At 58.2% G+C, this 25,094-nt stretch carries 24 protein-coding genes; 10 read left to right on the forward strand and 14 right to left on the reverse strand.

Translation table 11 applies throughout. The annotated features are described in order from the left end of the window. The first annotated feature begins 35 nt into the window (after positions 1-35). Entirely contained in the window at positions 36-917 is an 882-nt protein-coding gene (locus tag AXW11_RS07105) for an alpha/beta fold hydrolase (protein ID WP_041332517.1), read from the forward strand. Between the two features lie 66 nt (positions 918-983). On the opposite strand, the gene crp is transcribed toward AXW11_RS07105, so the two are convergent. Further along, complete coding sequence (gene crp, locus AXW11_RS07110; protein ID WP_007153756.1) at positions 984-1,625, reverse strand: cAMP-activated global transcriptional regulator CRP; 642 nt, start codon at positions 1,623-1,625, stop codon at positions 984-986. Between the two features lie 236 nt (positions 1,626-1,861). Between crp and AXW11_RS07115 the strand changes: the two genes are divergently transcribed. From AXW11_RS07115 to AXW11_RS07130, 4 genes are all read left to right on the forward strand, one after another. After that, positions 1,862-2,284, forward strand: coding sequence for an OsmC family protein (locus AXW11_RS07115; protein WP_036210899.1), 423 nt, complete (start codon positions 1,862-1,864; stop codon positions 2,282-2,284). Positions 2,285-2,540: 256 nt separating this feature from the next. Further along, the gene (gene speD, locus AXW11_RS07120) at positions 2,541-3,332 is read left to right on the forward strand and encodes an adenosylmethionine decarboxylase (RefSeq protein WP_036210896.1); all 792 of its coding nucleotides are present in this window, start codon (positions 2,541-2,543) and stop codon (positions 3,330-3,332) included. Positions 3,333-3,489: 157 nt separating this feature from the next. Further along, complete coding sequence (locus AXW11_RS07125) at positions 3,490-4,092, forward strand: FMN-dependent NADH-azoreductase (protein ID WP_036210893.1); 603 nt, start codon at positions 3,490-3,492, stop codon at positions 4,090-4,092. A 35-nt stretch (positions 4,093-4,127) separates the two neighbouring features. Next, positions 4,128-4,985, forward strand: coding sequence for a pirin family protein (locus tag AXW11_RS07130; RefSeq protein ID WP_091642502.1), 858 nt, complete (start codon positions 4,128-4,130; stop codon positions 4,983-4,985). 6 nt (positions 4,986-4,991) lie between these two features. On the opposite strand, the gene AXW11_RS07135 is transcribed toward AXW11_RS07130, so the two are convergent. Continuing rightward, entirely contained in the window at positions 4,992-5,858 is an 867-nt protein-coding gene (locus tag AXW11_RS07135) for a phosphoribulokinase (protein WP_075194216.1), read from the reverse strand. A gap of 19 nt (positions 5,859-5,877) precedes the next feature. Beyond that, positions 5,878-9,627 carry a DUF1631 family protein gene (locus AXW11_RS07140; RefSeq protein ID WP_036210884.1) on the reverse strand — a complete coding sequence of 1,250 codons (3,750 nt, stop codon included), beginning with the start codon at positions 9,625-9,627 and terminating at the stop codon, positions 5,878-5,880. A gap of 168 nt (positions 9,628-9,795) precedes the next feature. On the opposite strand from AXW11_RS07140, the gene AXW11_RS07145 reads away from it, so the two are divergent. Further along, positions 9,796-10,866, forward strand: a complete 1,071-nt coding sequence (locus AXW11_RS07145) for an aminopeptidase (RefSeq protein ID WP_041332516.1) — start codon at positions 9,796-9,798, stop codon at positions 10,864-10,866. Here AXW11_RS07145 and argA read toward each other — a convergent pair. The 7 genes from argA to coaBC form a co-directional block, all read right to left on the reverse strand. Then, the gene (gene argA, locus AXW11_RS07150; protein ID WP_036210878.1) at positions 10,837-12,147 is read right to left on the reverse strand and encodes an amino-acid N-acetyltransferase; all 1,311 of its coding nucleotides are present in this window, start codon (positions 12,145-12,147) and stop codon (positions 10,837-10,839) included. The genes AXW11_RS07145 and argA overlap by 30 nt on opposite strands. Before the next feature lie 180 nt (positions 12,148-12,327). Next, on the reverse strand, positions 12,328-13,488 hold the full coding sequence (argE, locus tag AXW11_RS07155; protein WP_041332515.1) for an acetylornithine deacetylase: 1,161 nt from the start codon (positions 13,486-13,488) through the stop codon (positions 12,328-12,330). Positions 13,489-13,514: 26 nt separating this feature from the next. Then, positions 13,515-14,753: an aq_1923 C-terminal domain gene (locus AXW11_RS07160; RefSeq protein ID WP_041332514.1), complete on the reverse strand. Its 1,239-nt coding sequence runs from the start codon at positions 14,751-14,753 to the stop codon at positions 13,515-13,517. Between the two features lie 67 nt (positions 14,754-14,820). Continuing rightward, positions 14,821-15,717, reverse strand: a complete 897-nt coding sequence (gene argB / locus AXW11_RS07165; RefSeq protein WP_007153745.1) for an acetylglutamate kinase — start codon at positions 15,715-15,717, stop codon at positions 14,821-14,823. A gap of 48 nt (positions 15,718-15,765) precedes the next feature. Then, on the reverse strand, positions 15,766-18,393 hold the full coding sequence (locus AXW11_RS07170; RefSeq protein WP_041332513.1) for a phosphomannomutase/phosphoglucomutase: 2,628 nt from the start codon (positions 18,391-18,393) through the stop codon (positions 15,766-15,768). An 84-nt stretch (positions 18,394-18,477) separates the two neighbouring features. Continuing rightward, positions 18,478-18,939, reverse strand: a complete 462-nt coding sequence (gene dut, locus AXW11_RS07175) for a dUTP diphosphatase (RefSeq protein WP_007153743.1) — start codon at positions 18,937-18,939, stop codon at positions 18,478-18,480. A 12-nt stretch (positions 18,940-18,951) separates the two neighbouring features. Beyond that, the gene (gene coaBC, locus AXW11_RS07180; protein ID WP_091642504.1) at positions 18,952-20,166 is read right to left on the reverse strand and encodes a bifunctional phosphopantothenoylcysteine decarboxylase/phosphopantothenate--cysteine ligase CoaBC; all 1,215 of its coding nucleotides are present in this window, start codon (positions 20,164-20,166) and stop codon (positions 18,952-18,954) included. Positions 20,167-20,331: 165 nt separating this feature from the next. Between coaBC and radC the strand changes: the two genes are divergently transcribed. The 3 genes from radC to rpmG all read left to right on the forward strand — a co-directional run bounded on the left by radC (position 20,332) and on the right by rpmG (position 21,625). Continuing rightward, the gene (gene radC, locus AXW11_RS07185; RefSeq protein ID WP_041332512.1) at positions 20,332-21,006 is read left to right on the forward strand and encodes a RadC family protein; all 675 of its coding nucleotides are present in this window, start codon (positions 20,332-20,334) and stop codon (positions 21,004-21,006) included. Positions 21,007-21,221: 215 nt separating this feature from the next. After that, the gene (rpmB, locus tag AXW11_RS07190; RefSeq protein ID WP_027829915.1) at positions 21,222-21,458 is read left to right on the forward strand and encodes a 50S ribosomal protein L28; all 237 of its coding nucleotides are present in this window, start codon (positions 21,222-21,224) and stop codon (positions 21,456-21,458) included. An 11-nt stretch (positions 21,459-21,469) separates the two neighbouring features. After that, positions 21,470-21,625 (forward strand): 50S ribosomal protein L33, encoded by a 156-nt coding sequence (gene rpmG, locus AXW11_RS07195; protein ID WP_008173465.1) that lies wholly within the window; start codon positions 21,470-21,472, stop codon positions 21,623-21,625. Between the two features lie 53 nt (positions 21,626-21,678). Here rpmG and AXW11_RS07200 read toward each other — a convergent pair whose 3' ends face one another. From AXW11_RS07200 to AXW11_RS07210, 3 genes are all read right to left on the reverse strand, one after another. Next, on the reverse strand, positions 21,679-22,539 hold the full coding sequence (locus AXW11_RS07200; RefSeq protein ID WP_036210862.1) for an endonuclease/exonuclease/phosphatase family protein: 861 nt from the start codon (positions 22,537-22,539) through the stop codon (positions 21,679-21,681). Between the two features lie 59 nt (positions 22,540-22,598). After that, on the reverse strand, positions 22,599-23,237 hold the full coding sequence (locus tag AXW11_RS07205; RefSeq protein WP_041332511.1) for a thiol:disulfide interchange protein DsbA/DsbL: 639 nt from the start codon (positions 23,235-23,237) through the stop codon (positions 22,599-22,601). A 150-nt stretch (positions 23,238-23,387) separates the two neighbouring features. Next, positions 23,388-23,996 carry a c-type cytochrome gene (locus AXW11_RS07210; protein ID WP_036210856.1) on the reverse strand — a complete coding sequence of 203 codons (609 nt, stop codon included), beginning with the start codon at positions 23,994-23,996 and terminating at the stop codon, positions 23,388-23,390. A gap of 174 nt (positions 23,997-24,170) precedes the next feature. Here AXW11_RS07210 and yihA point away from each other — a divergent pair, with 174 nt between their 5' ends. Beyond that, on the forward strand, positions 24,171-24,797 hold the full coding sequence (gene yihA, locus AXW11_RS07215; protein WP_036210853.1) for a ribosome biogenesis GTP-binding protein YihA/YsxC: 627 nt from the start codon (positions 24,171-24,173) through the stop codon (positions 24,795-24,797). Here the strand turns inward: yihA and AXW11_RS07220 are convergent. Continuing rightward, positions 24,798-25,094 (reverse strand): substrate-binding domain-containing protein (locus AXW11_RS07220; RefSeq protein WP_286792050.1); only part of this gene is annotated, 297 nt, incomplete at its 5' end.

A 25,094-nucleotide genomic window follows, 5' to 3' on the forward strand; every position in this document is an offset into this window, starting at 1 on the left:
TGACCTGACTCTCAAACACAGGGCAGGTATTGATTGTGGGCAATAATCAAACACACTGGGTGCACAGCGGCGGGCTCACTATCCATGCCGTTACCGAAGGCCATCCGGACTCGACGCCGCTGGTGTTGGTTCATGGCTACCCGGACAATCTTCAGGTCTGGGACAAGGTCAGCGCCGCCTTGAGCCAGGAGTATCTGGTGATCCGTTACGATGTCCGTGGTGCCGGCAAGTCCGGCAAGCCCCGAAAAACCCGGGATTATCGCCTGGCCCTGCTGGCCGACGACCTCCAAGCGGTGGTAGACACCCTGATCCCCGGACGCGAGTTCCACCTGATCGCGCATGACTGGGGGGCGATCCAGAGTTGGGAGTCCGTCACCGGAGAGCCCTTGCAGAATCGCATTCGCTCCTACACCTCCATTTCCGGCCCCTGTCTGGACCACATCGGCTTCTGGCTCCGGAAACAGCTGGAAACACCCGGGCTGGCAGGGGCAGCGAAGGTACTCCAGCAACTCACAAGCTCCTGGTACGTGTTCCTGTTCCAAGTGCCTGTGATCCCGGAAATGATCTGGAAAGCCGGCCTCGACAGGCTCTGGCCAGGGTACCTGAAGCATCATGAGCAGGTTGCCGATGCCAGGTTCAGCGCCTCCCAGAAGTCCGACGGGCTGTATGGGGTCAAGCTTTACCGGGCGAACTTCCTGACCCGGTTGCTGCGGCCACGAACCCGGGTGGCGCGCTGTCCGGTCCAGGTAATCATCCCGACCAGGGACGCATATGTGCGCCCTCAACTGAACGAGCATCTGGTTCGCTGGACCGGAAAATTAACCCTGCAAACGCTGGATACAACCCATTGGGCGCCACTGACGGAACCCGAAGCCGTATCTCGTGCCGTCCGCACATTCGTGGCTGCACACCCCTGAGCTGCCCCATACAACGAAAAAGGCCGCTGGTTCCAGCGGCCTTTCGGGACAGGGTGGTAATCGGTTTTAGCGGGTACCGTACACCACCATGGTCTTGCCCTTGACTCGCACCAGGCCCTGGTCTTCAAGGGTTTTCAGAACCCGCCCGACCATCTCCCGGGAGCAACCCACGATCCGACCGATCTCCTGGCGGGTGATCTTGATCTGCATGCCATCAGGGTGGGTCATGGCGTCCGGTTCCTTGCACAGGTCCAGCAGGGTGCGGGCAACCCGTCCAGTCACGTCCAGGAAAGCCAAATCACCCACCTTGCGGGTGGTCTGGCGCAGACGTGAGGCCATCTGCTCGCCGATGAAGTACAGAACCCTGGGGTCCTGCTGGGCGATTTCACGAAACTTGGTATAGCTGATCTCGGCAACTTCGCACTCCGTCTTCGCCTTTACCCAGGCGCTGCGCGAATCCATGTTGTCGAACAGCCCCATTTCACCGAAGAAATCCCCAGCGTTCAGGTAAGCCATGATCATCTCGCGGCCATCGTCGTCTTCAATAATGACGGTAACGGAGCCCTTGACGATGTAAAACAGGGAATCGCTTTTGTCCCCTGCATAAATAATGGTGCTCTTGGCAGGGTAACGCCGGCGATGGCATTGCGAAAGAAAATAGTCCAGATGCTTGGTTTTCTGCTCAACCGGCTTGACGATAGTGGCCATAGTGCGAGTCATGCCTCCTTTGTACTGGCGGGATCCCAATGTTTTTATTCACCCTGCTTTCCCTGCGGGTTTATTCATTATGAGCGCAACTTATAACAAGATGGCCCGGTTTCGGCAACCTGAAACATTATAGACCACATCAGCGGGGCTGCTTTTCAGCGGGCTGCTGGTGCTGACGGGATGTGCTAGCATCGCTGCCAATCGTACGTTATATCCCACTCGGAGCGCGAAATCAGATGAAAGCAACCATTGACTGGACCGGCGACGCCAGCTTCCGGGCAACCAGCGGCAGCGGCCACTCGGTGCAAATGGACGGGCCACCCGACCATGGCGGCAAGGACCTGGGGCCACGCCCCATGGAAATGATGCTGATGGGGCTGGGCGGCTGCTCGTCCTTCGACGTCATGAGCATTCTGCAGAAAAGCCGTCAGGACGTCACCGCCTGCCATGCCGAACTCGAAGCGGAGCGGGCCGACGCCGTTCCGGCAGTGTTCACCCGCATCCATCTGCATTTCGTGGTCACCGGAAACAACCTCAAGGAAAACCTGGTGAAGCGGGCCGTCAGCCTGTCGGCAGAGAAGTACTGCTCTGCGTCTATCATGCTGGAAAAGGCGGGCGTTGCCATCACCCACAGCCATGAGATACGCGACACCGCCTGAACCGGCAAACAACAGGTTCCCACAACGCGGTCACAGCGGCCTGCCAGTCTGTGGCAAACCGGCGGTTATTACGGATGCTAGAATGTTGCCCCGTACTCTACCCAAATTGAAGGTCGATGTGCATAATACGCACCCTTCTCCGCCGGTCTGCGCAAAAGGTAAACAATCCGGTCAGTTATCGGTGGCGGCCTTGGTGGCATGCATCAGACAGACATGACCACTGACATTCATCTCCAGACAATTGGGGGGGCTGAACATGGAAACCAAACTACAGTTACATGGTTTCAATAACCTGACCAAATCACTGAGCTTCAACATCTACGACATCTGTTATGCGCAGACCGAAGAGCAACGTGAAGCTTACATTGACTACATCGATGAGATGTACAATGCCGAACGCCTGACCCAGATCCTCACCGACGTGGTCAAGATCATCGGTGCCAACGTGCTCAATATTGCCCGTCAGGACTATGAGCCCCACGGCGCCTCTGTCACCATGCTGATTGCCGAACACGAACTCAGCAACGGTGAACCGGACAACGAAGAGTCACCCGGCCCCCTGCCGGATGCCATCGTGGCCCACCTGGATAAAAGCCACGTAACAGTACATACCTACCCGGAGAGCCACCCCTACGAAGGCATCAGCACCTTCCGGGCGGATATCGACGTGTCGACCTGCGGTTTGATCTCGCCGTTGAAAGTACTGAACTACCTGATCCACAGCTTCGACTCCGATGTGGTCACGGTGGACTATCGTGTGCGCGGCTTTACCCGCGACGTGGACGGCACCAAGCACTACATCGACCACGACATCAACTCGATCCAGAACTACCTGACCGAAGACACCCAGAACGCCTACCAGATGATTGACGTCAACGTGTATCAGGAAAACCTGTTCCACACCAAGATGATGCTCAAGAATTTCGATCTGGATAACTATGTGTTCGGAGTCAATGCCAGCGATCTTGACCCCCAGGAAGCACAGTCCATCGAGGATCGTCTGCGCCGGGAAATGCTGGAGATTTTCTACTCCCGCAACGTAGAGTAGTAACACGCACAGAAAGATTGAGCCTGCGCCTTACCGGGGCGCGGGCCAACTTGTTCAATTTAACTGAACAACCATTCCAAGATTCTCCGATTTCATCTTCTCCCGTCACGCAGTTCAATAGCCTCATAGCGTTCTAATCAACCAAGAGGCTCTGAACATGAAGAATATTCTCATTATTACCGCAAGCATTTTTGGTCAGGACGGCCAGTCATCCAGACTCGTCAGTCAGACACTGGACCAGCTCCGGCAGACCTACGGCGACATCCAGGCCACCTATCGGGATCTCTCCGCAGAGCCGGTACCGCATCTGGACGCTGAACGGTTCGGTGCCTTCCTGACCAACGCGGACGACCGCGATGGCTCACAGCAAGGCGTCGTCGATTATTCAGATTTGCTGATCAGTGAAGTTGTCGACGCAGACGTCATTGTTATGGGTGTGCCGATGTACAACTTCGGTGTACCGTCGGTGCTGAAAGCCTATTTCGACCACATTGCCCGTGCCGGCATCACTTTCCGATACACGGCAAGCGGCCCTGTTGGCCTTCTGGAAGATCGGCCGGTGTACATCCTGGCGGCGCGCGGCGGCCTATACGCCGGCACGCCGAACGACTCCCAGACGCCGTTCATTCGATCCTTCCTTGGTTTTATCGGCCTCAAGGACGTTCACTTTGTCTACGCCGAGGGCCTGAATATGGGGGATGATAAAAAAGAGAATTCCCTGCAAGAGGCCGGACGAGCCATTGAAACCCTGACCGCCTGAACCCGGCGATTTTTGGCATTGGAAGGAGATCCGTCATGACAGAACGAACCCTCAGACAGGTTATTCCCGGTACCGAAACGTCCGATGGCGCCGGCGTTCGTATCAAGCGCTCCCTCGGACAGCAGCAGAACGTCCGTCTCGATCCCTTCCTGATGCTGGACGAATTCGGTTCCGACCAACCGCAGGATTACATGGCCGGCTTCCCGTCACATCCGCATCGCGGATTTGAAACGGTGACCTACATGATCGAAGGGCACATGCTGCACGAGGATCATCTCGGTAACCGGGGCAACCTGAAGAATGGCGGCGTGCAATGGATGACCGCCGGGCGGGGCATTGTCCACTCTGAAATGCCCCAGCAGGAATCGGGGCAAATGCGCGGTTTCCAGCTGTGGCTCAATCTGCCGGCTGCGGAGAAAATGAAACCGGCGGGTTACCGCGATATCCAGCCTGATGAAATACCAGCCATTACCTTCGATGGTGGAGTTATCAAGCTGGTGGCTGGAGAGCTGACCGTTGACGGCCAGATACACCAGGGCGCCGTCACCGGCTGTAGCACACGGCCTTTGTATGCAGATATCCACCTGGAACCGGGACAGGAAACCCTGCTGCCGATCGATCCGGAACTGGAAGGCCTGCTCTATCTGTACGCCGGAGAAGCGTCCCTGCATTCAGCGACAGACCCCCAGCCCCTGAAACGCTCAGCGGCAAGCATTCTTTCCGAAGGTGACAGTGTCCACATTGGCGCCGGTAAGAACGGAGCCCGAGTGCTGCTGATTGCCGGCAAACCGATTGGCGAGCCTGTGGTGCAGTATGGCCCGTTCGTGATGAACAGTCGTGAAGAGATCGAGCAGACTCTGCGGGACTACAGGGACGGCCGCCTGACGGCCTGAAGGCCTTCAGGCAAAGGGCTTATGGGCGATCAGTTCCTGCACCAGCGGGCGCATGGTCAGATCCATGGCCAGCGATAGCTTGGTTCCCGGGATGACCAGCGTGTCGTACCGGGACAGGCTGCTGCCGCCAATCATTTGCAACAGATAGGGGAAATCCACCTCCGATGGGTCTCGGAACCGGATGACGATCAGGCTCTCGTCTTCTGTCGGCACATCGCGGACCACAAAAGGATTGGAGGTATCCACCAGCGGAATGCGTTGGAAATTCACATGGGTGTGCGCGAACTGAGGGACAATATCGTGCACGTAATCGTCCATACGGTTGACGATGGTCTGAACGACGGCGTCCTGTGAGTACCCTCGCTTATTGGTGTCGCGGTGAATTTTCTGGATCCATTCCAGGTTGACGATCGGTACCACTCCCACCAACAGATCCACGTACTGGGCAATGTTGTAGGCATCGCTGACCACGCCCCCATGCAGCCCCTCGTAGAACAGAAGATCGGTTTCCGCCGCCAGCGGTCCCCAGGGGGTGAAGGTACCCGGTTTGTGGCCGGCCTCAATCAACCGCCGGTCTTCGTCATGCACATACTGGCGGAACTGGCCGTTGCCGGTGTGCCCATAGTCATAGAACAGGGCTTCCAGCTTGTCGACATGGTTCGCCGCCAGGGCAAAATGATTGCGTTCACCGAACTGCCCCTTCGCCGCGAGGCGGGCCATCTGCTCACGGTTGTAGCGGTGGAAGCTGTCACCACTGACCATGGCGGCCCGCAGCCCTTCGCTGGCAAACAGGCGGCTGAATATCTCACCCGTAGTGGTGGTTCCAGCGCCGGAGGAGCCGGTAACCGCGATGATCGGATGGCGTTTAGACATAAGCAGGAGGTCCGGAAAGTCAGTCCAGGCTGGTCAGCAGCCGCGGCTTTTCGATGGTGAAACCCTGAGCGTAATCCACACCCAGACTGGTCAGCATATCGAGAACCGCGCGGGTTTCAACCCGTGAAGCAATCACTTCCCGTTTCATGTAGTGCGCCATATCCACCATGGACTTCACCATGGCCTGATCGGTTTCACTGGTGTCCAGTTGGCTGGTGAAGGCGCTGTCCAGCTTGATCATGTCCACCGGCAGGCTGCGCATGAACTGGAACGACGTTGGCCCACTGCCAAAATCCCCCAGGCAGAAACGGCATCCCAGCTCCTTCATTTCCTCAATGAATTCTGAAATGCCCTGAATGTCGTTGATCGCGGAGGCCTCGGTTATTTCGAACCACAGTCGTTCAATGGGTGCGTCCTTCTGGCTCAGCTTGTCGTAAATAAACTCCATCAACTGCTGATCATTCAACGAGTGGCCAGAAAGGTTGATGCAAATCCCCCCCATGTGCTTCGGATCCGGTGCGTGGTCGCGCAGCCAGTCCAGCATATGCCCCACCACCCAGCGGTCCACCGCCTGCATGCGATCATAACGCTCCGCCATGCGGACAAAATCCTTGCCGGTGATAAGGTTGCCGTCATCACCATACATACTGATGAGAACCTCATACTGCGCTGCCATGGACGTACGCGCGTGCAGCGGGATAATCTTCTGGCAACGCAGCAACATACGCTCCTCGTTGAGATCCCCAAGGTTGGCCACCTTCGCTGCAATCTGCTCCTGACGGGCATGGTCATGCGCATCCAGGGTGTATTCCATCACCTTGCCATGGCCGCGTTTCTTGGCCGACTTCATGGCTTCCTCCGCCGCCTTCAGCCAACGTTCGGCATTTGCCAGCGCCGGCAACTCAGGTGCCAGGCCAACACTGGCAGAGAGATGGTAACTGCCACTGTCGAAAACAAATTCCATGGCTTCTATGGCTGAAACTATCCCACGGGACGCGTCCAGGGCGTTTTCCGCCGGCAACATAAACGCGAACTCGTTCCCCGAGAACCGGGCCAGCGGCATGCCATCACCAACATGGCTGCGAAGCACATCAGCCACCCTGCGCAATGCTTCATCACCGGCCTGATAGCCGGCCGTATCGTTGAGCAGACGGAACTGCCGCAGGTCCAGCAACACAAGAGCCCGCTGGTCCTCGCGCCTGGCCAGTTGCTGATCCAACATACGTTCAAATTCGCGGCGCCCCAGCAAGCCGGTCAGCTCGTCATGGGTGGACGCCCACGACAACTGGTCATAGACCTTACGCACCATCCGGTCGATGCTCTCATCCACCAGGGGCCGGTCGTACTGGTTGTCCGGAACGATAATGCCTTTGCGCATGTGTTGGGCCAAAGCCTCCAGAGCCAGCTCGACCACGCGCATACCCTGATGATTGACGAATACAAATCGACTGAAGCCTCGGGCTACCCATACCAGGCGGATATACTGGGGTTCATCCGGTTTTTCCTGATCCCGCAACCAGTCGCCGGTACGCAGTTGCTGTGCCCGGTTGATCCACCGCTGCAGGCTGCGCTGATCACGCTCGGACATTGCCTGACGCTTGTCGTCCTCGCTTTTCGACGGTGGAATCTCCACCATCTCGGGCGGGTTTTCAGGGCTGCGCACCAGGAACTGCTTGAGCTCGTCGCGTATCTGGGAGGACGGCATGTGGTTGCTGGAGATAGACGCCAGCCCATCCTGGATCACCCGCAGCAGTTCGGGCAGATTGATATTGCTTTGCGGATCCTCCGCGAAGGTCATCAGCGAATCGATCACCGACAGGTAATCCTGCCACAGTGGGCTGTCCTCTCCCTGGCGTATCCAGGTCAGCGACAGCAGGTCTCGCCAGCCGCCATCCAGCAGACTGACCACGGCTTTCGGCACTTTTTTCCCGGCCAGTTTAAGCTCCAGCACCCGGGCAACCGCCTTCTTGGATTCAGAAACCTTCTGGGCGCCCTCCGCTGCTGCCGTTACCCTTTCCACGTTGCGGCGGTAGACCAGGTTCTGGCGATCAATCAGCGAGTCCAACTCCTGCACCGCGTTCTCGAACACGCTGGTATCCTGCTCAAAATCGGTGGCTATCCGCTGGATCAGCTCATCAATACGCCGCTGAACAACCGGATTGATGCGGCCGCCTTTCACACCCAACTGGGCCAGCCGGTTCATCACACCGCGCACCGGGCTTTCCTGGTCGTCGAAGAATTCCGGGTCGCGCATCACCACTTTCAACACTGGCACTTCCAGCTGGCGCATCCGCGACTGGGCGTATTCACTGAGTTTCGGGCTTTCCACCACACTGTTGAAGAAGCGGTCCACCACGTCCAGCGTGCCCTGTTGCTCTTCGCCCAGGGCATGTTCACCGCTTTCCTTCACTCTTTCCACGACACGTTCGCGGAGGGAGGGCTGGTCCGGAGCCACCGTCGCAGCCTGTACCTGGAGCTCCTGCAATTGCTTCTGTAACTCTCCGGCAGACAGCTCCCTCGCACCGGGGGAAAAATCAGCAGGAGCAACGTCGCCCCTTGCCAGGCGGCTGGCAGACAGGGTACCGAGGAGGTTTTTTACCGTGGCAAAAGCGTTCTGGGCGGCGCTGGCATAGCCCCGAAACTCGGTCACCGACTTACGGGATGACTGCTGGCTGCTCTTTTGCGCCGGGGCCTGCTGTACCGCCGCTCCAGAGTCGTCCGGTTGCCGTGCTTCCGTCGGCGGAGCTGGTTTTTTCTCGCTCTGTTCGGATGTCTTTGGCGCCTGCTCACTGAGATACTTGCTGAGATCCAGGTCCGGCAGCACACCATGGCGGATCAGGATGCTGTTCAACTCCCGGTACAGCGGCCCAAGGTGCATCAGCACCGATTTCTCGAAGACACGCAAGCAGACTTTTTCTACCTCGCGATCCGCCTTGAGCTGGCTCAAGCCAACATGGAATGACTCACAGATCAGCGAAGGCCCCAACGGATTATGATGCCCCGTGGAATTGGCAATGCCCAGTTTATCGAGCCGCAACTTCAGCTGAAGCAATTCACCCCGATATTGGGTATCCGCCTTCGTGACCATCACCCGAATCGTCAGCCAGTCTTCGAACTCGCCCTTGTCGACAACCGACAATTCAGACCCTGGAAACCCCTTCGGAGCAGGCTTTAGTGGCGATTCCAGGCTACGCGCCATCTGATGCCAGATGACCCGCTGACGGGCCTGAAGCTGGCCAGAGGCGTCCATGTACTCATTCGCCTGCTGGTCATTACCGGCCTTCTGGGCAGCATCCCGCAAGGCGGTTGTCATCTGCACAAGACAGGCATCCATCAACGGCTCAATATACTGAATCACCGCCTTCGCGGATTGATGCAGAACAAACTGGACCTTGTCACTGGGTGCCCGTAGTGACGCACGGTCCTGATGACGGTTGGCACCACATTGCTCCAGCATGGCGCTGACGGCTTCCGGGTTGGAGCGGGTAAAACTCACGCCCATGGCGCCCTCTATCCGCCGCCTGATATTTACATGAAGCTCATGGCGCTTACGGCCATCAGGGCTGCGAAAGCGTACCACCAGTTCCTCGGCACCCCGTGAGAGCACCTGATCCAGTTTTCTGGACGTTTCCCCGGAATAACGTACAAACAGGCCTTCCGCGCAAAAGTCGGCGATCTGGCACGGTAGATTGTCACCACTGCCTACATCCAGCTGAGCAGCGAGTTTAATCGGTTGGCGGGGACTAGAACGACGTTCTTTCGGATCCATGAACTACCTGATATCTGGTAAAGCCGAGTGACCCGATAGGGTAAACTGTTTCTGTCACCGGCCGGTATCCCTGAAAGGCAGCGGTAGCTACCTGCTACTTGGGGGAACATGGCTGTAATATAGCGTCTGGCAGCTATGCCAGCCAGCCACAAAATAACAGCCTGGACTATGAAACAGCTTAGTCAGATCTACTTCGTTATGCTACTGATAACGACACTTTCAGGGTGTACGACTTTAGGTTATTACAGCCAGGCGGTCAGTGGCCACCTGTCACTGATGATGTCCACGCAATCCGTGTCCGGACTGATCGACACACCATCAACACCGCCGGCGTTGAAGCAGAAACTCCTGGTGGCGAACGAAGCCCGTCAGTTTGCCGCGCATCGTCTGGCACTGCCGGTGGGAGACGCCTTTGCAGAGTACGCTGAGCTCGGGCGGCCCTGGGTGGTTGTCAATCTGGTGGCCGTTCCGGAGTTTTCCCTTCAGGCCCATCGGTGGTGCTACCCAGTGGTTGGCTGCCAGGCCTACCGGGGCTACTACGAGCTGGAGAACGCCCGGACCGAGCAGAAATTATTCATGGCGGACAACTACGACACGTTCATTGGTGGTGTCACCGCCTATTCAACCCTGGGCTGGTTCGACGACCCTCTACACACCGGCTTCACGTCCTTGCCAGACAACCGCATGGTAGCGCTGATGTTCCATGAACTGGCGCATCGCGTGGTCTATATAAGCGACGATACGGCCTTTAATGAGAGCTTCGCAACTGCCGTGGAGTTGGAGGGCCTCCGGCTGTGGCTAGAAACAGAGGGCGATGGTTCGGGGTTCCAGAGGGCGCTGGCGCGTCTACGTCAACGCAACCAGACCCTCGCCCTGGTCGAGGACGTATCACGGCAGCTTGAAGCACTCTACGCCCGACAGGGCACCCTGCCCAAGACGGAACTCCGACATCAGAAAGCGCAGCTGTTCCAGGCCCTCCAGGACGATTACCTGGCCCTGTCAGCAACCTGGGAGCAGCCAGGACCGTTTGGAGAAAATCCGACCGGACTGAACAACGCCAACCTCGCCCTGTTCAGCCAGTACAACCAGCATGTGCCCGCCTTCCGACAGTTACTCCGGGACCATGCTGGCGACTTCAGCGACTTCTATAAAGCGGTGGAGACCCTGGCAGATCAGTCCCAAGACATTCGACAGCGCCGGCTATCCGATCTAGGACAACGCTTTCACGAAGACCTTTGAGTTACGCTGGGTGTTGTAGGACGCCAGCTTCGGCCCCGGCAATTCACGCACCGTGGAAGGTTGGAACCCCCGTTCCCGGAACCAGTGTTCGGTCTGGGTGGTCAGCACGAACAACCGTTGGATGCCCTGGCCCCGGGCCAGCTTTTCAACCATCGCCAGGATGTCATCACCGCGACCGGCACGGCGATAGGCCTGGTCCACGGCGAAACATGAAAGCTCGCCCGCACCTTCATCGGGGTAATGGTAAAGCGCAGCGCATCCCACAATCGTGCCGTCCCGCTCAGCCACCACGAACCGACTGATTTCGGTTTCCAGCATTTCCCGGGAACGGCGCACCAGAATGCCCTGCTCTTCCAGCGGCTGGATCAAGCCGAGAATACCGCCAATGTCCTCCACCCGGGCCTGGCGGATCTGCTCGTAGTTGTCACCACTGACCAGCGTGCCCGCACCGTCACGGGTAAACAGCTCTTCCAGCAACGCGCCATCATCGACGTAACTGATAATATGAGCCCGACGCACACCTTTCACGCAGGCGTCACAGGCTGCCCGCAGCAGATCGCCATCATGCCCCTGCACCATACCTGCCGCCAGACGATCAGATGCCTGACGAGCGGACAGTTCACGGATCAGTCCGGCATTTTCATCCAGCAACCCCTGATTCTCGGCAAACATGATGAGCTTCTCAGCCTGCAGCGCAGCGGCCACCTGGCTACCCACATCTTCATAAGACAGGTTAAAGGCATCTCCGGTCGGCGAATACCCAAGCGGCGGCAGCAGTACGATATGACCCAACTCCAGCAATTTCTCGATTCCGGCCACGTCTACCCGACGAACCTGCCCGGTATAGCCAAAATCGATGCCGTCCAGAACGCCTACCGGCCTCGCGGTGACATAGTTGCCGCTGCTTACCCTGATTCGTGCGTTATGCATGGGTGAGTTCACCAGTCCCATGGACAACTGGCTTTCCAGATACGCCCGCAGCCCACCAATGGCTTCCAGCACCGGCGTCAATTGTTGTTCCGGCGTTACCCGCAAGCCTCGGTGGAAAGTGGATTCTTCGTTTGCCGCGTCCAGACGCGACTGAATCTGGGGCCTTGCACCGAAGGCCACCACGAGCCGGATACCTAAACTGCTTAGCAAAGCAATGTCATGAATGATGTTGATCAGGTTGTCATGGGCAATCGCATCCCCCCCAATCGTCAACACCACAGTGCGACCACGGTGTGCATTGATATAGGGCGATGAGTGGCGGAATCCATGCAACCATTCGTTCGATTTCAAACTCTTCTCCTGCGAGTTTTCAGCTTATGGAGCGTTCCGGGTATTGGCGGGAGACTCTCCCAAAACACGCCCGTGAATACGTCCCTGTAGGGCTCGGTCGCGCCATCCCTGGCGCTCCACGGTTTTGGGAGAGTCTCCCGCCAATACCCTCGTTATACCTCTGAGCTGCCTTCCAAACGATCAAAAGCAGAACCTTGTGATCAATCCTTTGAGGATTTTTACCGCCGGGTCCAACTGCGACAACTCCAGGAATTCATCGGGTTGGTGTGCCTGGTCGATGTAGCCGGGGCCCATAACCAGGGTTTCCATACCCAATTTCTGCAACCACGGTGCTTCCGTGGCAAAGGCTACCGCTTCAGCAGTATGGCCTGTCAGTTTCTCACAGGCGCGGACCAGTTCGGCTTCGGCCGGGGTTTCAAATGGCGGCACACCATCGAACAACGGCTCAAATGTCAGCGACAACTCACGGCTTTTGGCGACCGGCTGCAGGGTGTCGAGTATCTCCTGGCGCAGTGCCTTCATGTCCATGCCGGGCAAGGGGCGCAGATCAAAATGCAACTCGCAGCGGGCGCAAATGCGATTAGGATTATCACCGCCGTGGATGCAACCCAGGTTCATGGTGGGTAACTGAACCTTGAAATTGGGGTTGCTGTATTTCGCCTGCCACCCCGACCGCAGCGCGAGCAGTTCACCCAGCGCTTCGTGCATGCCTTCCATCGCGTTGCGGCCAAGGGACGGGTCAGAGGAATGGCCGGACTGGCCCTCGAACACGAGGCGCTCCATCATGATGCCCTTGTGCATGCGCACAGGCTTCAAGCCGGTAGGCTCACCGATGACCGCATAGCGGGCCTTGGGACGACCGGCCTCGGCCAGCGCCCGGGCACCATCCATGGAGCTTTCCTCGTCGGCGGTGGCGAGAATGATCAGTGGCTGCTTCAGGTCCTGGTCCACAAAGGCTTTGGCCGCTTCAATGGCCAGCGGGAAAAAGCCTTTCATGTCGCAGGTGCCAAGGCCATACCAGCGGTCGTCCCGTTCGGTCAGGGTAAACGGGTCGCTTTGCCAGCGCTTGTCGTCAAACGGGACGGTATCGGTATGGCCCGAGAGCACCAGACCGCCAGGGCCGCTGCCCAGTGTCGCGATCAGGTTGTACTTTCCGGGCAATCCGGGCACTTCCAGTATCTCGACCTTGAACCCCATGGGCTCCAGCCATTCGGCCAGAGTACGCACCACCGGTTCGTTGCTGTGATCCCACTCGGCAGACGCACTGCTGATCGACGGCTGTGAAATCAGCCTGGTGAGCATCTCGCGAATGCCAGGCAGGTGTTGGATGGATCCGGACATAGAACACTCTCCGCCCCGGTGTGGGGCTAGCGGGCCTGGCCTTGGCGCCAGACCTCAAACGTTGCAATCAGTCTGATGGCGATCGGATACGCCACTTCCCCGCCATCAATCAGCCGTGCGACTTCCAGTCGTTCGTCACCCACGCTGACCAGGCGGCCTTCCACAACATTACCATTGTCCAGCGTAACTCTCACCGTGCGCCCGACCCAGGTTTCAGCATTCTCCGTGTCGGCCAGGTTCCAGCCATCGACGACCGGGGCACCCTCTCCCGGCACTACCGGTTCAAGCACTTCCTGAGGCACATCCGGCACCGCGGGCTCGATGCGCTCAAGATAGACATCGGGCACCACCGAACGGTTGTAGCGGACGGCCAGGCTGGCGTCTGCGGATTCATCGCTGCGAACAGGCACGCCCCATACCGGTGCCGAAGGATTCAATTCCAGGGTCAGTTCTCCGCCTTCTGTCAGCCACTGTCGGTAGAGGGCCAGCAACTGGTCACTGGCGCCAAAGCCACGAGCCGCCAGCGAGTCGCGAAACGCTGCCATGACGATACCGGCCCATTCCCCGGTTTCCACACCCGATTCCCTGGCACAGTAGGCCGCAACACGACGCATCAGGCCACCATCCCGCAATGTCACAGTAACCGGCGACTGCGTGGATTCCGGCAGGGCCGGCAATGACAGGGGATTCAGGCGAGCGCCGGGCCAGTCCAATTCCACGCTGCCGGCGTTGGCGGTCGTCAGCTCCGCGTAGAGACCATCGCCACTCTGAATGACCATAGCCTCCCCGGACACACCATCGACACCAAGACGCATCAGATCACCGCTACCCAACTGCTGGCGATGATCAGGACCGCAGACCGGTGAGAACAACGCCGGGGTTGCGTCGCCTGCTGCCGTCACCCAGTTACGGAACATGTTGGTGTCGAGACCCAGGCTCAGGTTCTCCGCCACCAATGACCAATGCGGGGGCAGGTCCGCAGGGTCCAGGAGCGCACGCACGAGGGCGACCGGAGAGCCTGCATTGAACATCAACCGGTCGAACGCCACCGGGCGGGTAAGCCGGAAATCCTGGTAGCTGCCATCACCCAGCACCAGTCGGCCGACGAGGTCCGAGCGAATATTACCCCGATCAATAACGCCCAGTTCCTCAATCGCCTGCTGGGCATCGGCCAGCCGCTGGTCAGCCAGCCACCAGACCGCCCCTTTGAACGACAGGTAGCCTATCAGGGCCAGGACAACCAGAAAGGTCAGCAGGCGCTTCATGATGTGGTCCTCTTGGGGCGTGACGCCAGGATGTTACCTCGCATTGCGAGGCAACAGGCGGCATTGGTCAGTTACGGGAGATCAGGGTGCCGACACCTTCATCCGTGAAGATTTCCAGCAGCGTTGCATGGGCTACGCGGCCATCAATGATGTGGGAGGTTCGAACACCATTCTCCACAGCGCTCAGGGCGCAGCGGATCTTGGGCAGCATACCGCCGTGGATGGTGCCATCGTCTATCAGCTCGTTGACCTGTTTTGCGGTCAATCCGGTCAGCACTTTGTCTTCCTTGCTCTTGAGGCCGGACACATTGGTTAGCAGGATCAGCTTTTCTGCCTTCATGGCTTCCGCCACCTTGCCCGCTACCAGATCGGCGTTGATGTTGTAGGACGCACCATCGGGACCAACACCAATCGGAGCGATCACCGGAATAACATTGCTACGGGTGAGCATGTCGATCACTTCCACGTTCACGCTGGCAACTTCGCCCACGTGACCGATATCAATGATTTCCGGACGCTGCAGCTCCGCGGAACGGTTCATGACTTCCAGCTTGCGGGCGCGGATCAGATTGGCGTCCTTTCCGGTCAGGCCAACTGCTGTACCGCCATGGGAGTTGATCAGCGAGACAATCTGCTTGTTAACCTGGCCGCCTAGCACCATTTCCACCACGTCCATGGTCTGGCTATCGGTAACGCGCATACCGTTCACAAAATTGGATTTGATGTTGAGGCGCTCGAGCAATTCACCGATCTGGGGGCCGCCACCGTGGACCACAATGGGGTTGATACCCACCAGCTTCATCAGAACGACATCACGGGCGAAGCTGCTTTTCAGCTCCTCATTTTCCATGGCGTTGCCGCCGTATTTGATCACTACCGTTTTTCCGGTAAACCGCTGGATATAGGGCAGCCCCTTACTCAGTACGGCCGCCACCTGCATTGCTGTTTCACGATCCAGAGCCATTCATCTTGCCTTGTTAGTCAAAAAAGTCGGTTCATTATTTCAGAGCTGTCAGAAATCCGCGACAAGGTCCGGAGCCGCCTTTTGAAGCTGCTCACGGAATACCGCCTTGATACGCTCGAGCGCCTCTTCGGTTTCAGCCTCGAAGCGGAGTACCAACACCGGTGTGGTGTTGGAAGCACGGCACAGGCCCCAGCCATCGGTAAATTCAACGCGGATACCGTCAATGGTGCTGATGTTTCCGTCACCGAAGTCCCCTTCGCGGCCCAGCTTTTCCATCAATGGGAACTTGGTCTCGTCGGAGACCTCCACGTTCAGCTCCGGGGTGCTGATATCTTCGGGGAAATCCTCAAAGACCTCATCGCAGTGCCGGTCTTCGATGCCAAGGATTTCCAGCAATCTGGCAGCGGAGTACAAGCCGTCATCAAAGCCCATCCAGCGTTCGCCGAAGAAGATATGCCCGCTCATTTCCCCCGCCAGCAAGGCACCGGATTCCTTCATCTTGGCCTTCATCAACGAGTGACCGGTTTTCCACATGATTGGCCGGCCACCAGCCTCGGAGATCACACCCGCAAGGCGACGGCTGCACTTTACGTCGTACAGAACATCGGCACCGGGGTTGCGCGACACCACATCCCGGGCAAAAAGCATCAGCAGGCGGTCCGGCCAGATGATCTTCCCGGTGTTGGTCACAACGCCCAGGCGGTCGCCGTCGCCATCGAAAGCCAGGCCGATATCGGCGCCTTCGGCCTTCACGCGCTCGATAAGGTCCGCCAGATTTTCCGGCTTGCCAGGATCGGGGTGATGATTGGGGAAATTACCATCCACCTCACAGTAGAGCGGTATCACTTCGCAGCCCAACTCTTCGATCAGTAGCGGTGCAAGCTCTCCGGCGATGCCATTTCCAGCATCCAGCACCACCTTCAAGGGCGCCGCAACCGCAATGTCACCCACGATACGATCCAGATAAGCGCGGCGCACATCCTCTGAAGACTGGGCACCATGGCCACTGGCAAAGTCACCCGTACGGATTCGCTGCAGCAGTTTCTGGATTGCCTCGCCGGACAGGGTTTCGCCACCCAGCATGATCTTCAGACCGTTATAGTTGGCCGGGTTGTGGCTGCCGGTCACCATAACACCGGAACCGTTATCCAGCTCGTGGGTCGCAAAGTAGAGTACCGGGGTGGGCACGGCCCCCACATGGATGACGTTGCATCCAGTGGCCATGACGCCCCGCGCCAGCGCATCGGCCAGGTCGGGGCTGGAATGCCGGCCATCGTACCCGATGCACAGACTGTCCACTCCCCGCTCAATAGCCTCACTGCCGATGGCACGGCCGATGACGGTGACAATATCCGCCGTCAGGGTATCGCCAACAATGCCACGAATGTCGTAGGCCCGGAATATGGTGCCTGAGACCTCGGCCTCAGGCAGGCTGACCTCTTCGACGTCTGGCGTATCGTCAAGGCCATCGGACCCGCCGAAGCCCAGCACATCGTCATCGCCATCAAGCATATCAATGTCCAGTACATCCTTGTCCTGGAACAACGGCTCATCGGCGGTTGATGGGGAAGGCTGCCGACTGCCCGGTTTCGGCCGCGCCGATTCACCGGCCTTGGCAACCCGTTTTTCCACCATCTGGGCGAGCCGGTGCAGCACTTCAGCCGTCGACGCCACCATGTCCCACTTCAACGTCGGTGGCTTCACCCGCTCACCACCAAAGACCTTATGGGTCCACTGGATAACGGCCGTTACGTCCTGTCGCAGCCCTTTCTGGGCATTGCCGAGCAAGACCCAGACAATGATTGCGGCGACCAGGGCCGGAACCAGCGCAAACACAATAGCCATCGTGCCACTGAAAAGCGGCGCGGGGGCAGTGGCAGGTTTGTATCGGAGCTTCCAGTCAGGGTTGATAAGATCCCGCTCGTACGTCGGGCCATTGCCACTACCGCGGCTGACGATGTTGCGGGTTGAACCATTTACCGACTGTACCAGGGAAAACTCTCCGCCCAATGCCGAGTTAATACCGGTCATCAGGGGTTGCAGCCGTGCAGCATCAAACACCACCAGGACACTGCCAGTGACGGCTCGACTCTGGGGGTTGCGAACCGGGGTCGACATCTGCAGATACCACTGGCCGTTGCGCGGAAACGCATCCGGGAAAAGCCTTTGCCCCGTCTCGGCGCGACGAGCAAGGTCCAGGCCGGAAAAACCCAGCGTGGGTTCGGAGGAGGTACGGGGGATGTCTCCGTAGGGGAAAAGGTAGACGGCCTCAATATCCGGCAACACCTTGGCAAGATTTGCTGCGGCGGCACTCAGAGAAGCCTCCCCTCTCAGTGCTGCGCGCACATAATCCTGATCGGAGACACCCTCAACCGTGGACTGCAGCAAGGCAAGCTGCTGATTGACGCGCACGGCCACGGCGTCTGCCTCCAGGGCAGCCTGACTGTCGTAACGACGGGACTCTGCCGGAACCGCCAACAGAAAATACAGCAATGCTGCCGAAGCCACGCCGGCAAGCACCACCACGACAGCCTGGGAAACGGCAACGGACGTCAGCCGTTTATGCCGTGGGCCGGTGGCTGATTTTTTCTCCTTGCTCTGTTTTTTTGTCTGCTTCCCGTCCGGTTTGGCATCGGGTGCAGCGTCCTCAGAGTTCTTCTTTTTACCAAGCTTCATAGTCCATCCTGCAGGTGTTATTCGCCCGAATTCTTCAATTATCAGGGAAGTATAGACCCTGAGCAGCGATCTGCGCCTGACGCCTCATCGCGTTCCCGTGGAACCAAAGCCGCCGTCACCTCGCACGCTGGCGTCAAAGGAAGACACCACTTCGAAGTCTGCCTGTACCACTGGCACCAGCACCAGCTGCGCAATACGCTCACCCACATCGATGGTGAACTCGCTTTGCCCCCGATTCCAGCAGGAAACCATTAACTCGCCCTGATAGTCGGAATCGATCAGGCCCACCAGATTGCCCAACACAATGCCATGTTTGTGGCCGAGACCGCTGCGGGGAAGAATCATCGCTGCCAACGAAGTATCCGCGATGTGAATCGAGAGTCCGGTCTTTATCAGTTCGGTCTGCCCCGGCTTCAGTGTGAGCGGTGCGTCCAGACAGGCGCGCAGGTCCAGCCCTGCAGAGCCATCCGTCGCATACTCGGGAAAAGGGACTGAACGACCGATCCGGTCATCCAGAATGCGTACCTGAAAGGTTTTGCGGGTCATTGAGCTTCCTTGTTACAGAGCGCCGGCTGCGCCAGCCTTTGATTTGAGGTGTTCGCCAATCAGTGCCATCAGTCGCTGAGCGATGGCCACCTTGGTGTCAGGCCCGATCGCCTCCTGGCCCTGGGCCCAGAAGGCAATCACTGCGTTACTGTCACTGTTGAAACCCAGCCCTGGCGTAGACACGTCGTTGGCCACAATCATATTCAGCTTTTTGCGTGTCAGTTTGTCGAGGGCATAATGCTCTACGTCCCGGGTTTCTGCCGCAAAACCCACGGTAAAGGGCGCATCGGCACGCGCAGCTATGGCAGCAAGGGTATCGGGATTACGCACCAGCGACAGACTCATGCCTTCATCCGTTTTCTTGATCTTGTCGCCGGCACAGCTGTCGGGGCGATAATCCGCCACCGCCGCCGTCGCAATAAACAGGTCGCAGCCTTCATCCACAGCGCCACTGGCACACTCCAGCATGTCCTGCGCGGTTGTCACACCGCGAACCTCAACGCCCGCCGGCGCTTCGATGGACACCGGGCCACTGACAAGGACGACGTCCGCACCGGCCATTCTTGCGGCTGAGGCCAACGCATACCCCATTTTGCCAGAGCTGTAATTGCTGATATAGCGCACCGGGTCAATCGGCTCCCGGGTAGGGCCCGCGGTTATAACCACACGCCGGCCCGCCAGCGGGCCCTTGGTGGCACCGGAAATCAGGTCAAACAACACAGTGGGCTCCAGCATCCGGCCCGGCCCGACATCACCGCAAGCCTGCGCGCCCTGGTCGGGCCCCAGGAGGGTCACCTGGGCATCCGCCGCCAGCAGCTCAATGTTTCTCTGGGTTCGGCGATTACCCCACATGGCCTGATTCATCGCCGGAGCCACTGCAATGGGGGCCTCTGTGGCACAACAAAGCGTGGTCAGCAGATCGTCAGCCATGCCCTGGGCCAGGCGGGCTATGAAATCCGCGGAGGCGGGCGCAATCACTACCTGATCGGCCCATTTTGCCAGTTCGATATGCCCCATTCCGGACTCTGCTTCCGGATCCAGCAAAGAGGTTCTGACCGGCTCACCGCTAAGCGCCTGAAACGTCAGTGGTGTCACGAAGGCCTCGGCACCACGGGTCATCACAACCCGTACCTCGTGACCGGATTTTTTTAGCAGACGAACCAGTTCTGCGCTCTTGTAGGCAGCGATGCCACCGGTCACGCCCAGCAGAATTCGTTTAGCGGCCATCAACGGCTCCGTATTCATCACGAAATGAAAGGCTTATAAGATAGCATGCCAGAGCGCTGCCGGCAGCCTCACAGCCATGCTAGAATTCCAGCCGTCCACCGGGCGACCCCCACCCCGGTATTTAAGGCGCAGGATGCGCGCAATAACGGTAGAAAGGACTCCACCATGTCAAATTCAGACTGGCCCACCGACGAACGCCCGAGGGAACGCCTGCTGGCCCACGGCGCCAACAGCCTGTCGGACGCGGAACTGCTGGCCATTTTTTTGCGAACCGGCACTGCCGGCATGCCCGTGATGGCGCTCGCCCGCCATCTCACCGAAGCCTTCGGTGGCCTGCGAGGATTGATGACCGCTTCGCGCAGGCAATTCTGCGACGTCAAAGGGCTCGGTACTGCAAAGTACGCCCAGGTCCAGGCGGCTATGGAAATGGCCCGACGGGTCATGGACGAGCCACTTCGCCAGGGGGACCCATTGCGCTCGCCGGAGGATACCCGTCGTTTCCTGTGCAGCCGCCTTGGCACCTACCCCCACGAGGTTTTCTCAGGCCTGTTCCTGGATAACCGGCATCGGGTGATCCGCTATCAGGAGTTGTTCCGGGGGACCATTGACGGCGCAGCTGTCTACCCGAGGGAGGTGGTCCGGCAAGCCCTGGAGTTTAACGCAGCGGCGGTTATATTCGCCCATAACCACCCGTCAGGGGTCGCAGAGCCCAGCCAGTCGGACATTTCACTGACCCGGAGATTGAAAGAGGCACTGGGATTGGTGGATATCAGGGTTCTTGACCATATGGTTGTCGGCCATGGTGAGGTAATATCACTTGCAGAACGGGGACTGATGTAAAGAGGCTGATGTAAATCTGTTGGCGCTTCATCGGAAAACTGGCCAAATTCCCAACAAATTTTTGCGTTGGGGAAGCAGTTCTGGTATAAAAGCGTCCCTTTCTGGCGGCGTCTGGCGAGCAGCGTGCATTTTTTGAGGCGCAGGTAGCAACCAGAGACCCGATTAAACGATTTAAATACGCATTTTCAGGACCAAAGCTCAGGTCGGAGGCAAGTATGTCCAGAGTCTGTCAGGTTACCGGTAAGCGACCGGTCACCGGTAACAACGTTTCTCACGCGATGAACCACTCACGTCGTCGTTTTCTGCCCAACCTGCAGAACCATCGCTTCTGGGTTGAATCAGAGAAGCGCTTCGTAAAGCTGCGCGTATCCACCAAGGGTATGCGTGTTATCGACAAAAAAGGCATTGACGCTGTGCTGGCCGATCTTCGTGCCCGCGGCGAGAAATTTTAAGGAGCCGCATCATGCGCGAGAAAATCAAGCTGGTTTCATCAGCAGGTACTGGTCACTTCTACACGACCAAGAAGAACAAGCGTAACACCCCGGAAAAAATCGAGATCAAAAAGTACGATCCGGTTGTCCGCAAGCATGTTGCGTACAAGGAAGCGAAGATCAAGTAAGATTTTCGTTACCCAAGAAACCCGGCCATGGCCGGGTTTTTTTGTGCCTGGCCTTAGAATGTTTCCAGATACCCTTTGGGCAACTTGATGTCCATGGCGATCGGCAAATGATCCGACACCGGATAGCTGACCACCTCTGACCGTCGTATCTCCAGGCTTGGGCTGACCAGTATGTGATCCAGCGCCCTCTCCGGTCGCCAACTCGGAAAACTGTGGGCCGTCTCGGGCAGCGGGACCAGGTTCGAATGCTTCAGCGGCGTATTGCTCAACAACTGCTCTGCGTGGTTATTCAGATCCCCCATGAGAACCACATGCTGATACTCGGAAATCAATTCCTGAATATACGCCAGTTGCCGCTGCTGAGCCGCCTTGCTGAGCGAGAGGTGCATCATCACCAACACCAGGGGGTCTTCCTCTGCCCCGTAACGGGCGATAATGGCACCCCGCCCCGGAATCAGTCCGGGCAACCGGTGCTCCTTCACATCCAGCGGACGATAACGACTCAGCAGGCCATTGCTGTGCTGAGCCAGCTGCCCAAGGTTCCGATTGAGCTGCTGGTACCAGTAAGGAATGCCTGAAGCCTCGGCCAGATACTGAACCTGATTGATGTAACCACTGCGCAGACTGCCACCATCACACTCCTGCAGGGCGACCACATCGTAGTTACTTAGCAGGGTGGCGATACGGTCCAGGTTCTGGATGCGGTTGCGGTGAGGCAGAAAGTGCTGCCAACTCCGGGTGAAGTAGTGGCGGTAGGAGGAGGTGTTGATGCCGACCTGGATATTGAAGGTCAGCAGCCGGATGTGACGATGCGCCTCAAACTCGGGAACGTGCTCATCGCCAGAACAAGCCCCGCGCGGGCCGTTCGTCGACCTGAGGATACCATTCAGCTGCTTGCGAATACGGTTGTACATGATGGCAGCTCAGACTCCTGACAAGGCCCGGTCACGGCCAGCGGACCGGGCCCATGCGTTTACTCGGCCTGACCAGCACGCTCCTGCTCAATCAGGTAATCGACAACCTCCAATGCCGCTTCATGGCTACCCGCCATGGAAGCCGTAACCCTGTACTTGCCATTCACAAGCATAGTCGGTGTGCCGGTAACACGCGCCCCCCGAATCTTGGCCTGAGCCTGCTGCATTTTGGCATTAACACCAAAGCTGTTGTAATTCTTGAGGAATTCTTCGCCGTCGACACCGTGCCCGGCCACGAACTCAGCAAGAGCTTCACCCGAATTCAGCGGGCGGCGCTCTCCCGCAAGCGCATCGAACAGGGCGTCATGAACCTTGTCCAGCTCTCCCATGGCTTCCAGCGCGTAAAAGGCCTTGGCATGGGGCTCCCAGGAGCGGCCGAGGGCCGCAGGAATTTTCACGTAGTTGACGTCTTCAGGCAGATCCTCCGCCCAGCTTTCGACCAGCGGCTTGAAGGTGTAGCAGTGGGGGCAGCCATACCAGAAGACCTCAGCCACCTCGATACCACTCTCACTGGCGGTTCTCACCGGGGTATCCAGCACCTGATAGTGCGTCCCTTCTTCCCAGTTGGCGGCGCTGGCCTGCGCAATAAACGACATGGCCAGGATGGATAGTGCGGCGTTCCGGATTAATCGGATCATTCATGGTCTCCGGTTATCTGATTGGATGATGTGAAAGGATTATGACCCAGCAGGCACGAAAAGTTCCACCGGGCATGGATTAAACAGCCGCAACTCATAAAAAACCCCGCATCAGCGGGGTTTTTTTTCAGTCGTAGCGCGTGTCAGAGGTTACTGAAGACCGGACACGTAGCTCGAAACGGCCTTGATCTCAGAGTCGGTCAACTTGGCGGCGACATCCATCATGATGGATGCGTTCTGGCCAGCATCACGCTCACCGTCGCGATATGCCTTGAGCTGCTTTTCGACGTACTCGGCGCTCTGACCACTGAGTCTGGGATAGCCGGCAGGCCCATTCCCCATGCCTCGAGGATTGTGGCATCCGGCACACGCCGGCACGCCAGAAGCCATGTTGCCACCGCGGTAAAGCATCTGCCCCTCTTCAACCAGATCGGGGTTGGCCTGGGCCACGGTAATATCCTGACTGTCGAAATAGGCCGCAAGATCCTGCAGATCCTGGTCAGACATGTCGCTCAAAAGGCCCGTCATTTCGGCAATTTCACGCTTGCCTTCCTTGATCGCAACCAATTGCTGGTACAGATACTCTTCGCCAATGCCCGCCAATTTCGGGTAAACCGCCATGACCGGCTTGGCACCACCCTGGCCATGACATCCGGCACACACCGCTGCATTTGCTTCGCCTGCTTCAGGATCTCCCGCCCCGTGAGCCATCGCTGTGAGGCCAACACCGAGAACAACTCCTGCGATCAGTTTTTTCATGCTCGCTCCGCTTCTCTCATCCAAAAGTATTCTTCGTTATGCAGCCGGCAGGCACTGGCCAAGAAGGCACAAACCGGGGCTGTTCAGCAGCAACGCTCAGCGTACTGCCCGGATTTGGTGTAGCATTATACATTAATCCCTGATAACTGAAATCCAATAGGAATACCAACACCCGTGTCATCAGACCTGACTCAAAAAAGCCTCTCGTTCAACAGCGCCCGGTTCCTGATCAGTGCCTCACGCCTGGAGGAATGCCCTCCGGACCACGGCTCCGAAGTGGCCTTCGCCGGCCGCTCGAACGCGGGCAAATCCAGCGCCATCAATTGCATCACCACCAACGGCAAGCTGGCCCGTACCAGTAAGACCCCCGGGCGCACCCGGCTGATCAATTTCTTCTCACTCAACCGGGAAAACTGCCGGATGGTCGATCTGCCCGGGTACGGTTACGCCAAAGTGTCCCGGGATATGAAAGACGACTGGCAGAAACATCTGGGCCACTACCTGAATGATCGCCGCTGCCTGCGGGGGCTGGTACTGGTCATGGATATACGCCACCCATTAACGGACTTCGACCAAATGATGGTGGAATGGTGCGAACATAACAACCTTCCACTGATGATTCTTGCCACCAAGGCCGACAAGCTGAAATTTGGCCAGGCCAAAACGGCCATGATGGGCATTGCCAAAAAGTTGGAAGAGTTCCAGTGCGTGGAGCACCTGATTATGTTCTCGGCAACGTCAAAACGGGGAGTCGAAGAGTGCCGGGAGGCACTGACCGCCTGGCTGGAAACCGAGGACTAACTAGAGCGTGCCTCCACGCTCTATCCGGTAGCCCAGATCGATACGCGGCTCGGTGATGCCGGCACCGCCCAGGCGGGCCAGCAGCTCCTGGGCCGCCCTCTGGCCCACGGCCTCTCGTGGTGTGATCACACTCGCCAGGGGAGGTACCATCACACGGCCAACGTCGTGACCATGGAAACCGGCGATCGCAATCCGCTCTGGCACCGGAATACCCCGGCGCTGACACTCGAAAAACGCACCAATCGCAACGTCATCGTTGGTGCAGAAGATGCCGTCAACGTCCGGATTCTCCTCCAG

The organism is Marinobacter sp. Hex_13 (genome assembly GCF_001566815.1).
In the GTDB taxonomy this organism is placed as follows: domain Bacteria; phylum Pseudomonadota; class Gammaproteobacteria; order Pseudomonadales; family Oleiphilaceae; genus Marinobacter; species Marinobacter salarius.